The following is a 15,005-nucleotide window of genomic DNA, read 5'->3' as shown; positions in this document are numbered from 1 at the left end:
GCGGTACGGCTGGTGGGGTCAGGCGACGAGCTCTCCGGCCTGGAGCTGCCAGAGGGATGCGTAGAGTCCGTGCAGGGCGAGGAGTTCATCGTGGGTGCCCTGCTCGGCCACGACGCCGCCCGTGTCCATGACGTAGATCCGGTCGGCGTGGCGGACCGTGGAGAGCCGGTGGGCGATGATCACCATCGTCCGGTCGGCCGCGAAGACACGGAGCGTGCGCTGGATGGCGGCCTCGGTCTCGTTGTCCACGGCGGAGGTGGCTTCGTCGAGGATCACCACCGGCGCGTCCTTGAGGATCGCGCGCGCCAGCGCGATCCGCTGCCGCTGGCCGCCCGAGAGGGCTGCGCCGCGTTCGCCGATCACCGTGTCGTAGCCGTCCGGCAGCGTCGCGACGAAGGTGTGGGCCTCGGCCATCCTGGCCGCCTCGACCACGGCCTCGTCCGAGGCGCCGAAGCTGCCGTAGCGGATGTTGTCGGCGATGGTGCCGTCGAAGAGGAAAGGGTCCTGCGCGACGAACCCGATCGCGTGGCGCAGATCCTGCCTCGGCAGGTCGCGGACATTCCGCCCGTCGAGCAGCACGCTGCCCGACTCCGTTTCCAGGAAGCGCATCAGCAGCTTGGCGACGGTCGTCTTGCCGGAGCCGGTGCAACCGACGAGAGCGGTGACCTGCCCGGCGGGAATGGCCAGCGAGAGCCCCTCCAGCACCGGCGGCCGGTCGGGATAGGCGAAGGTCACGTCGTCGAGGACGATCTCGCCGCGCACCTTGCGGGCGTCGAGCGCTCCGCCGTCGCCGTCGGCCTCGCGGGGGAGGACTTGCAGCCGCCGGACCCGGTCGTAGGCGACAAGCGTGCGCTGGTACTGGTCGACGATGCCGCCGAGCCGGTTCATCCGCAGCAACACCATCTGGGGCAGCCCGATGAGCGGGCTGAACACCTCGAACGGCAGGCTGCCGTTGAGTACCGACCGGCCGCCGATCAGCAGGGTTCCGGCCATCGAACTGGTCGTGCAGACCCGTACGATCTCGGCGTGGCGGATCGTGCTCCGGTCGGTCCGCTGGCTGCTGTCCTGGACCTCCCCGCTCAGCCGGTCGATGCGCTCGGCCTCGTAATCCTCGGTGCAGAAGCTCTTGACGGTGGCACCGGCGTCCAGCGTGTTCACCAGCTGGCTGTGCAGCTTGGCCCGGTGCTCGCCGGAGACTGCGTAGTCGGCCGCGACCTTGTCCTGGTAGTGGAACGACAGCCAGGCGATGACCGGGATGGGCAGGAACGCGATCCAGGCGATCTGTGGCGCCAGCAGCAGGAACAGTGGCACCAGGAGGGCCAGGCTGGTGCCGAGGTGCAGCAGGTCGCCCGCCGAGGTGGCGAAGAAGGTGCCCAGCTGACGGACGTCGTCGGTGAGCGCGCCGGCGATCCGGGTGGTCCGCTCGCCTTCCAGGTGCCGTAGTTCGAGGTGCTGCACGTGGGCGTACGTCCGGTTGCGCCAGTCGTGCTCGATGTCCTGGCCGAGTCGGCGCCACTGGAGGTTCGAGGCGTACGAGAGGCCCGCCACGGCGGCACAGGCGGCGGCCATCAGCCCAGCCAGTCCGAAGAGTTGGGTGGACGCGGTGGTCAGGCCGAGGCGAGCCAGTGGAGCTGCCTCACCCTTGATGAGGACCAGTCCGGTCCAGCCGAGGAAGGTACCGAGCGCCATCTCCGAGACCTGGCAGGCGACGGACAGGGCAACGGCCCCGTAGAGACGGCGTCGGTGCGGTCCGACGATCTCCAGCAGGGGATGACGTTCGACGCCGGGCCCGGCCGCTTCCTGGGGCGCGTCGACCGTTCCGCGCCAGGCCTTCCGGAGGACGGCCGTGGTCAACGCGGCCACCCCGCCCACTGCCACCAGTTGCCTGCTCAGCGCCGACCCCTTGATCAGCGCGACCCCGGCCGCGACCCCGCCGCCGACGGCAAGCACCGGTCGCACGACCAGGCCGCGGTCCGCCTGCGGGGCCGGTGCGGCGACGGGTCGGACCGGTGTCGGACGTCCCGCTCCGGTCGGATCCTCCGCGACCAGGGTGACGGCTTTGCGGACGATCCGGCCGACGTCCGTGGCGCGCAGCCGTGCATCGTGCCGGACCAGCACCCCACCGGTGACCGGGTTGGCCCGGGCCTCGGTGATCCCGGGAATGCGGCGCAGCGCGGCGGCGAGGAACTCGGCCGTCCGTGGCCGTCCGAGCACCAGCTTGACGTCCCAACGCTGACGGCCCGGAGTGACCGAGCGCGGGTTCACATCCCATTCCGCGGACCGGAATCCGGCTGCGGCACCCAGTAGCGATGACATGCGTACAATCACCTGTTTGCGGAGGTCGCGGATAATCCGTCAACGGGCGCGACGGAATTCGGCGCACGACGGATTCACTGCGACGGAGCGGAAAGTCCGAGAGAGAGGAAGAGGCGCGGCCGGAAGGCCCACGGCCGACCGCCGCGAGGACCCGTCTTCCGAGGTCGGCAGGAAGACGCGCCCAGGCGGCGGGCGGGCATCAGGGCGTCACTACGCCTTCGCGGCACCGACGGTCGCGCGGATCTTCGGAGTCCTGGCCTCGTCCTTCTCGGCGTTCGAGGCTGCACCCTCGGCAGGCCGTTGGTCGTCGCCGGAGGCGATCTGCGCCGCCACCATCTCGGCAGCCACCTCGACCGCGAGGTCGTGGATGTTCTCTCCGGCCTCTCGGGCCGCTTTCTTCACCTCCATGACAAGACCGACGGACGTCGTGACGACACCGCGCATCAGTGGCTTGAGGACACGCTTGGCCAGTGGCGCGACGATGAGACCGATCAGGAACGGCGGAACGACGGGCGGCATGATGCTCCAACTTCTACGCAGATGTATGACAGAGGACCCAGGGCACTGCGCACTCCGGAGCACGCACAGCGGGGAAGGCGGAAGCACCCATTTCCGGAATCCTCGATATCCCGTGCCGGACTCCCCGCCGGGTTGAATTCCTTGTCGATGAGGTAAACCGTCCGCTCGTCGATCACCGTAGCCCAGTCATGACTGCCGAGGCCAAACGGTCTCGGCGGGTTTCACTCATGCGAGTGCCATCCCTGTTCTGACCGCTACGAATTGCAGAGGCGAACTCACCGAGCGAAATTCTTTTCTGATTTACCCATTACCGGTGATCTGCTTCATGGTGACTTCCGAGTTCGCGCGCCACCCTCCGGCGCCGGGCGGGAGAAGCCAGCGCGACTCCTCCCGGCACCGCCTCGCGGAAGGCCCGCACGTCCCGGCCCCGGCACTCACCGTGTTCCGGCCGCCGCCGTACGCGCCCGGCCTGAACCCCGTCGAGGCCGCCGTCCGGTCACTCACGCGCAGAGCAATGACCCACACTGCCTCCGACACACCCGACGGCCTCGACCGCACAGCCGCGCGTTACGCAGGATCCACCTCCGGCCCCACCTGTCGGCGGTTGCCTCACCGCCACCGCACTGCCCCCCCGACTCACCTCACCCAGCCCGCCCTGAAAAGCTCAGCGACCGGAGAGACTTCCCGCGCACGCGTCCTGAGTCACGTCGCAGGTCCGACCGTTCACGGACGAGTGAACTCCCGGCCGGCCACTGGCGCACCGGCTGCCGCGAACGCCAGCATGATCGGCATGGCCACCACGTACCCCCGAGCTGAGCGGGCCGCCCAGGCCCGGGCGGCCGGAGCCCAGCTCGCCGCCGACGGAATCGACGGGGTGGTGTTCGGCTGGGTCGACAACGCCGGGCTGACCCGGGTGAAGTCCGTCCCGCTCGCCCAGCTCGAACACGCCGCCGAGTACGGCGTCGGCGCCGTACCCTGCTTCGACGTCGCCCTGGTCGACGACTCCATCACCACTGCGCCTTCGAGTACCGGCCCGGTGGGCGACCTGCGGCTCGTCCCCGACCTCGACCGGCTCACGCCGCTCGCCGCCCAGCCCGGCTGGGCCTGGGCCCCGGCCGACCGCTACACCCAGGACGGCACCCCGCACCCCGGCTGCCAGCGCCGATTCGCCGGCCAGGTCACCGAGGCCGTCGAGCGGCGCGGGCTGTCGGTGCGGGCCGGGATCGAGGTCGAGTGGGTGGTGGCCGACGCGTGCGAGGCCCCCGCGTCGGTCGGGCCCGCGTACGGGATGACCCGTTTCATCGAGCACTCCGACTACCTGCGGGAGGTGCTGCGCGCCCTCACCGCCCAGGGGTTGGCCGTACTCCAGCTCCACCCCGAGTACGCCGCCGGGCAGTTCGAGGTCTCGGTCGCCGCCGAGGGGCCGGTCGAGGCGGCCGACACCACGATGCTGGTGCGCCACACCATCCGGGCCGTCTCCGCCCGGCACGGCCTGCGGGTCTCGTACGCGCCCGTCTTCACCGAGGGCTCGGTCGGCAACGGCGGCCACCTGCATCTCAGCCTGTGGCGAGAGGGCCGGAACCTCGGGCACGGCGGCCCCGGCCGCCACGGGCTGCACCCCGACGCCGAGCAGTTCTTCGCGGGCGTACTGGCCGAGCTTCCCGCCCTGCTCACCCTCGGCGCGCCCAGCGTCGCCTCCTACCTGCGGCTGGTCCCCTCCCGCTTTGCCGGGGCCTACCGCTGCTGGGGTCTGGAGAACCGTGAGGCGGCGCTGCGCCTGATCACCGGCTCCGCCGCCGGGCAGGCCAATGCCGAGTTCAAGTGCTTCGACGCCGCCGCCAACCCGTACCTTGAGATCGGCGGCGTGCTGGCCGCCGGACTCGCCGGCCTGGACGCCGGCCTGCCCCTCCCGCCCGAAACCCCGAGCGACCCCGCCTCCCTCGGCGCGGCCGAGCGCCTCCCGGCGAGCCTGCCGGAGGCGATCGACGCCTACGAGAAGTCCGCACTGCTGCGGCAGGCTCTCGGTCCCGAGTTGTACGAGGCCGTGCTGGCCGTCCGGCGGGCGGAGGCGGAGCTGTTCGCGATGCACACGGATGCGGACGTCATCGAGGCCGTCCGCTGGCGCTACTGACGAGCACGGGCTCTGCTCCTCGGCTCCTGGTCCATGAGTTGGTCAAAGGCCTGCTGGTCGCCGTCAAGCTTCACGGGGCTCAGCAGGATGCGGCCCCGGATGGCGCGGAGCAGATCCTTGACCGTGCCTGTGCCTGTGGCGAAGTGGTCGCAGGCACGGCGTCATCCGAGGTGAGGGGATCGGGCCACGCGCCGTTGCCGTCGAGCGCCACACCTGCCGACATAGGCCGCGGGGGACCTGCGCGAGCTGGGGGCGTCGTACGTGTGCACCAGACCCCGGTACCGGGCAACACACCAGGCGTTCTGCGGCGGCAGCCCCGCACCCACCACACGTGGCGCCCACGCTCCGGACCGCGTGAGCGACGGCCGCTCCGCATGGCGAAGTTCATTTCGTACGACCCTCGCCACGTTCCTGCCCGAGGCGACTGCCGGCCACCTCGGTGTGTGGACGCTTGTCGCGCGTGGCGAGAGGCGAGGCCCGCTTGTCAGCGCTCGACGACTCGTGCGTTCGGTGGGACTTCCGGCGTGGGTAGTGGTGCCGACCCCACCGAGAGGGGAGTCAGCTCCTTTGAGGTACCACGTCTCACCGTCCCGGCAGGGTGGTCGAGCAGGTCCTCGGCGAAAGACAGCCGTGGCCTCGGGTGGAGTGCCGACGGTGGCGAGGGCGCCGGGGATGGTCGCGGTGGCGTCGGCGGTACTGCTGCCGAGACCGGCGATTACCCCGGCATTTTGATCAGCTGTGCTGCTGCTGCTGCTGCGGCCGGCCTGTCCGGGCAGGACGAACGCGTTCACGACTCGGCAAGTGTCCAAAGACCCAGGTGGCGTACTGGAATCCGTGGACGAAGAGCAGTGCCCTGACGGCCGGTTGAGAGCGGCGGAACTCGTCGGATACGGAGGACATCCGCATCAGCCCACTTCGGCTCTGGGAGAGGATCCGAGAGTCGAACCGGTATCAGCGGGTTCCAGCGGCTTCGCCATGTAGACCGCCTCGGTACCGTAGCTCGCGGGCAGCCCGATCTCGGGCCGGGCACGGTAGCCCAGCCGGGACCACAGCGCCTCGGAGCCGCGCACGGCGACCAGAGAAAGGGTCCGGTAGCGGGCCGCCCGCCCGGTCTCCTCCAGATGCCGCTGCATCCGGCGGGCCAGGCCCCGGCCGCGCGCCCGCTCGACGATCGCCAGGTCGTGGGTGTGCAGGTTGCTTCCCCCGTTGCTCTCCTGTGCCGCGCCTTCCTCGGCCAGGCTCAGGTCCGGGCAGCGGAACAGTGGGTAAGGCAATGCGAGCAGATAGCCTCCGAAGCCACCCGCGTGCTCCAGTACGAAGCAGGTCGAGGGCGAGGCGCGGTGTCGGGAGCGGAGCGCCTCCCGCCCTTCGGACAGGCCGCTCGCGGCGTAGGCGCGTTCCTCCAGCGCGACCACCTCGTCCCAGTCCTCCTCCCGAAACAGCCGGAGCCGGGTGTCGGTCATGCGTCTCCTCCGTCCGGAGCCGGGCCTCCGACGCAGGTGTACGGCAGCGGCGCGAAGCCGTTGAACCCCCGGGTGGCGTAGGCGGCGGCGTACGCGCCGCAGGAGTGGACCCACACCGGGTCGCCGGAGGTGATCGCGCACGGGACCCGTACCAGGCCGTCCTCCTGGGCGTACGCGTCGTCGCTGTCGCAGGTCGGGCCGGCCACCATGGCGTCGACGAACTGCCCGCCGGAATGGGTGGGGAACTCCAGGCGGTATTGCAACTGGTCCATCTCGTACAGGCCGTTGAACTTGCCGCAGCTCAGGTAGAGCCAGTCCTCGCGGGTGCCGTCGAGCCGATGTCGGGAAGAGAGCCGGGCGACGTGGGCGCGGATCGCTCCGTGGTCGGCGACCAGGTGGCGACCGGGCTCCAGCAGGAAGTCCAGCGGGGCGGCGTTGACGGCACGCAGCCGTTCCATGCCCTCGCGGATCACCACGAACATCTTGTCCAGCGGCGGTTCCAACGGCCGGCCGCGCCGGTCGAGGACGCCGAGGGCGGGCAGTCCGCCGCCGAGGTTGATGCGGTCCGGGGTGATGCCGCGCCGGCCGAGCGCCTCCATGACCGCCGCCAGCGAGTCGACCGCCGCAACCCAGGCCTCGGCGGTCATCTGCTGGGAGCCGACGTGCACCGACAGGCCGGAGGGCACCAGCCCGGCGCTCCGGGCGGCGCCGAGCACCCGCAGGGCGTCCTCGGGCGAGCAGCCGAACTTGCGGCTGAGGCCCCACAGCGCGCCCTCGCCGGTGGTCGCCAGTCGGCAGAACACCCGCGAGCCGGGGGCGTGTTCGGCGATCGCGCCGACGTCCTCCAGGCAGTCGGTGGCGTAGTCGCGTACACCCAGCCGGTAGGCCTCGGCGATGTTGCGGTCGGACTTGACGGTGTTGCCGTAGTGGATCAGCCCGGGGGCCACCCCGGTGCGCAGCGCCTGGGCGATCTCCTGCGGGCTCGCCGCGTCGAAGCCGGAGCCGAGCCGGGCGAGGTGGCCGAGCACCTCGTCCACCGGGCAGGCCTTCATCGCGAACCGGAGGGCGACGCCGGGCAGTTCGGCGCACAGGGCGGCGTACTGGCGACCGATGCCGTCCAGGTCGTAGATGATGGTGTCCTCGATGGCGGCGGCGAGCGCGGCGCGCAGGGCGGGGTGGTCGCGGAGGGGCGCGGTGGATGCGTGGACAGTGGCCTGCGCGGTCGGGGCGCGGTGGCCGGTTCTGCCATGGTCGGCCGTCCGACGCGGTTCGGCGATCTGGCGCACGTCAGTGGTCTGAAGCCTCACGTGTGAACTCCCGCTCCGACTGGATGAATGATGCCAAGGGCCTGCTGGCACGCATGAGATGAAGCGAGGGAGTCCAAAGGCCGGCTGTGACGCCTGACCTGGACTCCCTCCACGCCGCACTCTATGCACTTCCGCGGCGTGCACCTGCACCTGCTCTGCACCCTGCGCGGCCTGCCACCTTCGCGCTGACCAACGCAAAGGCCGACGATCACGCCTGTCTCCCAGCGCGGCCAGCCCTTGTCCGGCCTGCCGCTCACTGACGCAGCACGCCACCGCGTCATCGGTACAGCGCTCGAACTGGGCGGTGGGGAACGCCCGGTCCAACCAGGTGTCGAACGCGTACTGCACGAACATGTTTGCCGACACTGGGGAGGCAGAGGGCCCTTGACGGGTCCCCCGATCCCACTCCCGCAAGGTGCCGCCGGGCAGTTGCAGCGCGCCTTGAGTGACCGCTCGGCATACAGAACCACCCGAACGGCGTCGGTGTGAGCCTCCATGACCTTGACGATCAGATACCACCGGATGCTGCGGGCTCGTCGGCCCCTCGACCTGCTCGGCGAACGTCGTCGCCGGACACGGCGGATTGAGCCATCTCGACCGCGCACCACGAGTTCGACGCCCGCCGGGACTCCTTCGACGCGCACGTCAGCGAGCCGGCGTGCCCATCGGCCGTGCACACGCCGCGACACCACTCCTCATCTTGAGCACCTCGCCGTCGGCACTGCGGAGTACACACAGAACGCGACCGTCCCCGCCGCACGCTCGATCGACTCGATCACCGCACTGGCCAAATGCCGCAGGCGACCTTGGGCAGCCGGACCGTATCCAGCTTGTCGGTGTCGGGCCGGCCGGGGACGTTCTTCACCTCGGGTGCGTGTCCCCGTTGGGTGAGGTTAGCGGGGTCGCCCGTGTCCGGCGTGATGCCCGTCTCGTTGCGGTAGCTGGTTGATCAGCTGGCGCGAGAGGTGGGTCGGATGAGCTGTGATGAGGTGCTGCGGCTGCTCCGGGTGCGGGAGGCCCGGTATGCCGGTCCGGTGTGTTGTCGGCAGGCGGTGGAGGGGCTTGGTCCGAAGGTGCTGCCCCGCCGGACGGAAGTGATCCGACACCGTTCGAAGAAGGCCGTCGCGGCGAGCGGGTGAACGTGTGGCAAGAGGACGGTCTTCTCCTCGTCGGACGGGCTGATCTGCCTGACCGCGCAAGGAAGAAGACCTGGTGGCGCCTTAAGTGTCCGAGCTCCGCCGATGCCTTCACGAGGACTACGTCACGTTCGCGGGGCGGGTGCTGGTGCAGGACCGGCTCGATATTCGTGCTGCCGCGGCGCCGCCGGGATGTGACGGCGCGGACGGGCGGGCGCGCACGCGCGCGGAGCGTGGGCATGCGCGGCAGTTGGCCACCACCGTCGAACGCGTGGACATCTCACGGGTCGCGTACCGCTCGCCGGCGCCGAACCTGCACGTACCCGGCAGCTCGTAACGACGCCGCCGAGCTGCTGGTGCTCACCTGTGACGCCACCGGCGTGAACATGATCCCGTCCGGGTTGAGGGACACCACCCGCGCCACCGCCGAGACCCACGCGGCGGCCGGCCTTCCCTGAGCGTCTCGATCTCTGTCCATGAAGAGCGTCTTGCGTGCCTTGGCCCGCAGACGTCTCCGAACGATGTTTCGCCCCGCCAGCTGGAAGGTGCCATGAGCGCGCGTCGTCTGCTACCGAACGATGAATCCCTTGACCTCATCAGGCTGGTCCGGAAGCTGGCGGCCGATGAACTCGCGTCGCGAGCGGATGCCGATGAGGCGAACGAGGCATTCCCTCGTGACGTGTTCAGGCTCCTCGGACGCGTCGGCCTGCTCGGTTTGCCGTACTCCGAGGCGTACGGCGGCAGCGGCCTGTCCTACGAGGTGTACCTGCAGGTTGTCGAAGAGATCGCGTCCGTGTGGGCTTCGGTCGGCGTAGGTGTCTCCGTGCACGTGCTGTCGTGTTTCGGCCTGGCGACGACGGGCACCGAGGAGCAGAAGCAGGAGTGGCTGCCCGCGATGCTCGGTGGCGAGTTGCTGGGTGCCTACTGCCTCTCGGAGCCGCACGCCGGCTCGGACCCGGCCGCGCTGCGGACCCGGGCCCGTCTGGACCGCGATCACTACGTCCTGAACGGTGCGAAAGCCTGGACGACCCACGGTGGCCACGCAGACTACTACAAGGTCATGGCCCGCACCTCGGAGGACCGCACGGGCATCTCGTGCTTCATGATCCCCGCTGGCACCGAGGGCCTCACCGCTGATGTACCCGAACGGAAGATGGGCTTGACCGGGTCCACGACGGCGACCATGGTCCTCCGGGACGTCCGTGTCCCGGTCGAGCGGCGTATCGGTGCCGAGGGCGGCGGCCTGCGTATCGCTCTCGCGAGCCTGGATTCCGGCCGTCTCGGTATCGCGGCCGTCGCGGTCGGTCTCGCCCAGGGTGCTCTCGACCACGCGATCGCCTATGCACGCGATCGGGAGACGTTCGGATCACGCATCATCGACCACCAGGGAGTCGCGTTCCTGCTCGCCGACATGGAGGCCGCGGTGTTTTCAGCGCGTGCTGCGACCCTCCATGCCGCCCGGTTGAAGGACGCGGGACTGCCCTTCAGCCGTGAGGCGTCGGTCGCGAAGCTCGTCGCGACCGACAACGCGATGCGTGTCACCACTGATGCGGTTCAGGTCCTCGGCGGGGTCGGCTACACGCGCGAGTTCCCGGTCGAACGGTACATGCGTGAGGCCAAGTTGACTCAGATCTTCGAAGGCACGAACCAGATTCAGCGCATGGTCATCGGGCGGTCGCTCGCGAAGTCCAACCATGGTGACCTCACCCTGGCTCCTTGAGACTTGGTTCTGAAACTGATCGGAAGATCGACCTCGAACGGCGAAGGGACGGACGAGGCCGTCACCGCCGGGTCAGCGGCCGCAGGCCGGGTCACAAGCACCGGCTGAGCAGGACCCGGCATTGACGACCCAGAGACCAAGGTGACCTGGTGGCCGCGGTGAGCGTCGGCGTCGCAACAGCCCGCTCCGCGACATCCGTCACTGGCGCACGCGAGAGCGCCCGGGAGACTGATGTCTTGGACCCCCTGTGGGGCCGCATCACCCATGCCGCCGTCAACCCCGAGCACTGGCCGGTCATCCCGCACAAGGTGCCCGTCAGCGGCCATGTCGTGAAGGTCGGCTGGTTCACCCCGGAGATCGACCCGCACAAGCTTCTGCTGCCGTCCTACGGCACCGGCCGCTGGGACCTGCTGGTGATCCCGCCCAAGACCGGCCCGGAAGCAGCAGCACGTCTGATGGCGGCGGCATCCGAATACGGCGGCACGCCACTGACCGCAAGCGTGCTCATCACCGCCGACCGGGCCCCGCACGACGCCTCCATGCCGGTATGCGAGATGCGCGTCGACAAAACAGCTGCCTCCTGCCCCTGCATTCGCCCGGGTGACGAGAGCCGAGACGCTGCGAGCCTGTCGCTCTGGCTTCGTTGAGGCGGCCCGGTCCCTGGGCGTCAGCCGCCGGATCCTCGCCCGACACGTCCTGCCGCACGCCCAGGGCCCGCTGCTCTCCCCGCATGCACTCGAACTCGGCATCGGGATCCTCCCGGTCTCCGGCCTGAGCTTCCTCGGCTACGGCGCCGACCCGCCCACACCCGAACGGGGCCTGCTGGTGGCGGATGGGCGCGACTATGTGGCGACGTCCTGGTGACCATCGACGCTGCCGGGCCTGGCCAGATCCGCCCAGGCTGCCACGAATGCAGCCATGGGCTGTCGCCGGGTAAGCGGGGCGGCGGAACCACGCCGATCCAGTTCCGGAAGGAATAAATCCCCCTGGTCAGACCCGTGGTTGAGTGCTCCGATGCTGACTTTTGCTGACTTCCAGGGACTCGTAACGCTCTGACCTGCGGCAATGCCGAAGGATCCAATGGTTCTGGAACTGGATCGGACGGTCACACGACGATATCGCGCAGGCCCGGGAAGACTGGATGAACGGGTCCCGATTGGGCGAGGTGAAGGGCTACGACGGCCCTCCGTTTCCGGCTCCTCATTTCAGGCTGCCGGACGTGCCGCGACGGCCTCCGGCCAGTCGACGAGGCCGCCGGTGTAGCCGCGTGAAGCGGCCGGCACGGTCGCTGCGGCCCGCCCCGACTGCGCGTCGGTGATCCCTGCCGTGGGCTCCGCCTCGCGGCCCTCGCGCATCCGGACCTTCCCGCGCAGCCGGTCGTGGAACTCGGTGCTCAGCCCGTGCTCGCGCCAGCGGCGGAAGAAGGCGTAGACCCGGCCCCAGGCGGGGAAGTCCGCAGGCATCGCCCGCCAGGAAATCCCGCCCGCGACCAGGTACCGGATCGCGTCCAACATCCGCCGGTGGCAGTAGTCCTCGGGCTGCCCTCCCCGCCCCTGCAGCCAGGCCGGCACCGGAAACAACGGCCGCACGGCCGCCCACTCCTCGTCCGTCATGTCCGACGGATACCGGCGCACCCGATCGGGATGGTCGGCCGCGTTGCCGTACACGTGCGCGAGGCAATCAACCGATGGTGCGGCCGAGTCGAACTGGATGGACTCGGACGCGTACAACAAGGACAGCAGGGCCTCCCGGTACTGCTCGGTCGGATTCGCATCCCCGAGCTACCGAGAGGCCCTGACTTCATGCGCGCACCACGGGAAGATCACCCCAGCGGGAAGCCTGTTCGACCTGCACGTTCCATGAGCGGTTGAGATGCGGCTTCTGAGCCGCCACGTGACCGACCTGAAAGCGGCCTTGCCCACCCGGGGCGTTCAGGACCTGTTCGACCAGGGCAACCGGGTCGCGAGGACGGGCGCGTCCTGCACCACGGTCCCGCAGGTCAGCGGCTACCGTCGTTCTCCTGGACTCAAGATCCAAGTGATGCGAGTGCCCAGGATCCGAGGGCAGAGCCCGCGGCCTTCGCCAAGGAGACGAGGCTCATCACCCGGGATCAGACCGTACGCGGCTGGCGTTGGGCGTCGCGACGGCCAATGAGGAACCAGATCACGCTCCCGAGGAAGGGGGCCACGACGGCGAAAGCGGCCCAGGCCAGCTTCATCGCTCCGGTGAGACCAGACCTGGCGATGCTGACCAGGGCCCCGATGAACAACACCGCGTAGGCGATACCGACGGCCACGACCACGACCACGGCTGCGATTCCAACCGCGTTCTCGCCCGTAGCGGCAAGTGTCATCTGGTGTGCAAGCTGCGGATTCATCATTGTTTCCTCGTGCTGGGGGTCCTCAGAGTTCGCCGGTTGGGCAACCTCAACTGACACCAGCATGACTGCACCGAGATGCCCGATGCGTCATACTTTGCGCTCGATCCGATCATCCGGAGGTCGGACAGTAGGCCCAGAGCGCTCAAGCTGATGCGTCGGCCTTTGACCGCAGCCGCATCTCAAACACGGCGGGCGGCGTGGGTCAGGTTTCGTGCGGGCCAGGCCTGCAGCACGACGCGTCGGGCCCGGCGCGAGGGGAGCCTGCGTGCGGCAGGCTTCTGCGAGCGCCCGTTCGTGCACTGGGTTCTGTGGGCGGTGTGCATGATCGCCCCGGAGGGGCTGCCGCGGGGCCTCTCGGCCCGCCGTCAGGGCGTCGATGACCTGCGAGGTACGCAGTGCGGCCGGTGATCGCCCAGCCGGCCAGGCGGCGTGAGCGCAGGTCGATCACGGCCGCGAGGTGGCAGATCTTCCCGCCGGCGAAGGTCAGGCAGGCGATGCCGCTGACGTACCTCGTCGTGGACGCCTGCCACGCGGTGCCCGGGCGGGACCGGTCGCGGCCCGGCGACTTCAAGCCCTTTGCCCGCGCGGCCTTCAGCTCGGTGATGCCCGCGTACGCTCTGAACCGGCGTAACGAAGCGGAGCGGGCTCCCCACGCACGGCCGTCGATGCGCTCCGACAGTTCACGCAGGGCGGCCGCGCCGCTCAGCAGGGTGCCGCCCCGGATCGATGTGCGGGCGTCCATGTCGAGGAGGTGCCACATCGCGGGGTTCCGGATCAGGACGGTCGGGTCGATCTCGACCCGGCTTCCCTCCGTGTCGCGGAGGACCATCCGCTGGGCCACCCCGTCGTTCCACCGGACCGAGATCAGGGAGTCGGTACGGACTGTTTCCTCCACCAGTACTCCGCGCTTGCTCAGCAGCCCCGGACGCACCGAGACCCGCGACGGAACCAGGATCACGAAGACCAGCCCGGCCAGGCCGGTCCAGAGCAGGCCGCGGGTCACGTCGAGCTCGCCCAGGCCCGCGTCCAGGGTGATCAGGACAGTGAAGAGGAGGAACGCGACCCCGATCGCCGAGCGCAGCTCACCGGCCCAGTGGGTGTCTTGTGCGAAGCCTCGTTCCATGAGCGCCACGTTGGGCCGACTGAAGCGCTGGTGCGGGACCCTGATGTGCTGCTGATGCGACGGCCATGAGATTTTGACGGGGTCCCCGCCCGACAGGGACCCCGTCGTCGTCAGCGGCCTGGCGGGCTGCTCGAAGGATCCGGCCGGGAGTGCTCGTACCGGGGCGGGCTCCCCGTGGGCCTCGGAACCGGCTTCACCGCATGGCTGGGGTCCGGCCTCCCGGGACTCGCGCCGCCATGCCCATCTTGGGGAATCATTCGGCCGGGCTGCATTCCTGGAATACGGCACTCCGAAACAATTTATGCAGATGCTTCGGAATGAAGCATTCCGATGCTCCGGAATGACACTTTCGGAACCCCACGCTCCGAGGCCTCTGCAATCCCGGATGTGGCGCACGTCACTTCGATGTCGTTGGACGAAAATTCAAGCCGAGTGTTTACATATGGAGGGCTCTCGACGGCCGCCCTTACCGCCGCCGAGTCCGTAACCCCGACTTCTTCCGGGGTTATCGAAAACCGAACGTGCAGTTACGCTCATTCCGGGAGCGGGGGGCTTCCGCGGGGCGATGGACTCATGTACGCGTTCATCCATCCGCGCCGTACGGCGGCCTTCTCTTCCGCTTTGACCCATTGCTTCGGGGCTCTCCCGAACCGACGGATAGGACAGTGATGAAGGCACGGAAGACGATGCTCAGCGCTGTTGGCGCGGCTCTGGGGGCGGGTGCCCTGGCGTGGCTCGCGGTCGCGGGCGGAGTCGCCGGAACGGGCGCACCGGTCGGCGCCTCGGCGATGGGTTCCGTCGCGGACGAGGGTCCTGGTTACGCGATCGAGGACTTCGGTTATCCGAACGCCGACAAGATCCTGGCGGAGCGGGGCATCACCCTGAAGCGAGGTGACGGTCACATCGTGCT

The 15,005-nt window shown here is 69.5% G+C and carries 11 protein-coding genes and 2 pseudogenes; 6 read left to right on the top strand and 7 right to left on the bottom strand.

Annotated features, from left to right (window positions below; translation table 11 throughout):
• Nucleotides 1–18: 18 nt before the first annotated feature.
• Both ACZ5D2_RS24185 and ACZ5D2_RS24180 read right to left on the bottom strand, forming a co-directional pair.
• Complete coding sequence (locus tag ACZ5D2_RS24185) at nucleotides 19–2,265, bottom strand: ATP-binding cassette domain-containing protein (protein ID WP_371675488.1); 2,247 nt, start codon at nucleotides 2,263–2,265, stop codon at nucleotides 19–21.
• 261 nt (nucleotides 2,266–2,526) lie between these two features.
• Nucleotides 2,527–2,835, bottom strand: coding sequence for a DUF5132 domain-containing protein (locus ACZ5D2_RS24180; RefSeq protein WP_371675487.1), 309 nt, complete (start codon nucleotides 2,833–2,835; stop codon nucleotides 2,527–2,529).
• A gap of 790 nt (nucleotides 2,836–3,625) precedes the next feature.
• On the opposite strand from ACZ5D2_RS24180, the gene ACZ5D2_RS24175 reads away from it, so the two are divergent.
• Complete coding sequence (locus ACZ5D2_RS24175) at nucleotides 3,626–4,966, top strand: type I glutamate--ammonia ligase (RefSeq protein ID WP_468931870.1); 1,341 nt, start codon at nucleotides 3,626–3,628, stop codon at nucleotides 4,964–4,966.
• A 905-nt stretch (nucleotides 4,967–5,871) separates the two neighbouring features.
• Here ACZ5D2_RS24175 and ACZ5D2_RS24170 read toward each other — a convergent pair.
• On the bottom strand, nucleotides 5,872–6,429 hold the full coding sequence (locus tag ACZ5D2_RS24170) for a GNAT family N-acetyltransferase (RefSeq protein ID WP_371675485.1): 558 nt from the start codon (nucleotides 6,427–6,429) through the stop codon (nucleotides 5,872–5,874).
• Nucleotides 6,426–7,598 carry a type III PLP-dependent enzyme gene (locus tag ACZ5D2_RS24165; RefSeq protein WP_468931979.1) on the bottom strand — a complete coding sequence of 391 codons (1,173 nt, stop codon included), beginning with the start codon at nucleotides 7,596–7,598 and terminating at the stop codon, nucleotides 6,426–6,428. The genes ACZ5D2_RS24170 and ACZ5D2_RS24165 overlap by 4 nt, the downstream gene beginning before the upstream one ends.
• Nucleotides 7,599–8,960: 1,362 nt before the next feature.
• On the opposite strand from ACZ5D2_RS24165, the gene ACZ5D2_RS24160 reads away from it, so the two are divergent.
• The 4 genes and pseudogenes from ACZ5D2_RS24160 (at nucleotide 8,961) to ACZ5D2_RS24145 (ending at nucleotide 11,456) form a co-directional block, all read left to right on the top strand.
• A complete protein-coding gene (locus ACZ5D2_RS24160) occupies nucleotides 8,961–9,209 on the top strand; it encodes a hypothetical protein (RefSeq protein ID WP_371675484.1) in 249 nt (82 codons plus the stop codon).
• 213 nt (nucleotides 9,210–9,422) lie between these two features.
• Nucleotides 9,423–10,592, top strand: a complete 1,170-nt coding sequence (locus ACZ5D2_RS24155; protein ID WP_468931865.1) for an acyl-CoA dehydrogenase family protein — start codon at nucleotides 9,423–9,425, stop codon at nucleotides 10,590–10,592.
• A gap of 227 nt (nucleotides 10,593–10,819) precedes the next feature.
• Nucleotides 10,820–11,116, top strand: a pseudogene (locus ACZ5D2_RS24150) (DUF5994 family protein); the annotation flags it as partial.
• Nucleotides 11,117–11,192: 76 nt separating this feature from the next.
• Nucleotides 11,193–11,456 carry an ABC transporter permease subunit gene (locus tag ACZ5D2_RS24145; protein WP_468931863.1) on the top strand — a complete coding sequence of 88 codons (264 nt, stop codon included), beginning with the start codon at nucleotides 11,193–11,195 and terminating at the stop codon, nucleotides 11,454–11,456.
• 341 nt (nucleotides 11,457–11,797) lie between these two features.
• Here ACZ5D2_RS24145 and ACZ5D2_RS24140 read toward each other — a convergent pair whose 3' ends face one another.
• From ACZ5D2_RS24140 to ACZ5D2_RS24130, 3 genes are all read right to left on the bottom strand, one after another.
• Nucleotides 11,798–12,205, bottom strand: a complete 408-nt coding sequence (locus ACZ5D2_RS24140) for a transposase (protein WP_468931860.1) — start codon at nucleotides 12,203–12,205, stop codon at nucleotides 11,798–11,800.
• Nucleotides 12,206–12,702: 497 nt separating this feature from the next.
• Complete coding sequence (locus ACZ5D2_RS24135; RefSeq protein ID WP_371675480.1) at nucleotides 12,703–12,969, bottom strand: PLD nuclease N-terminal domain-containing protein; 267 nt, start codon at nucleotides 12,967–12,969, stop codon at nucleotides 12,703–12,705.
• A gap of 205 nt (nucleotides 12,970–13,174) precedes the next feature.
• Entirely contained in the window at nucleotides 13,175–14,095 is a 921-nt protein-coding gene (locus ACZ5D2_RS24130; RefSeq protein ID WP_468931858.1) for a hypothetical protein, read from the bottom strand.
• A 686-nt stretch (nucleotides 14,096–14,781) separates the two neighbouring features.
• Here ACZ5D2_RS24130 and ACZ5D2_RS24125 point away from each other — a divergent pair.
• Nucleotides 14,782–15,005, top strand: a pseudogene (locus ACZ5D2_RS24125) (hypothetical protein); the annotation flags it as partial.

The sequence above is a fragment of the Streptomyces sp. NPDC031479 genome (assembly GCF_055581065.1).
The sequence above is the reverse complement of the archived record's forward strand: the minus strand, read 5'-3'. Positions and strand labels throughout refer to the sequence as shown.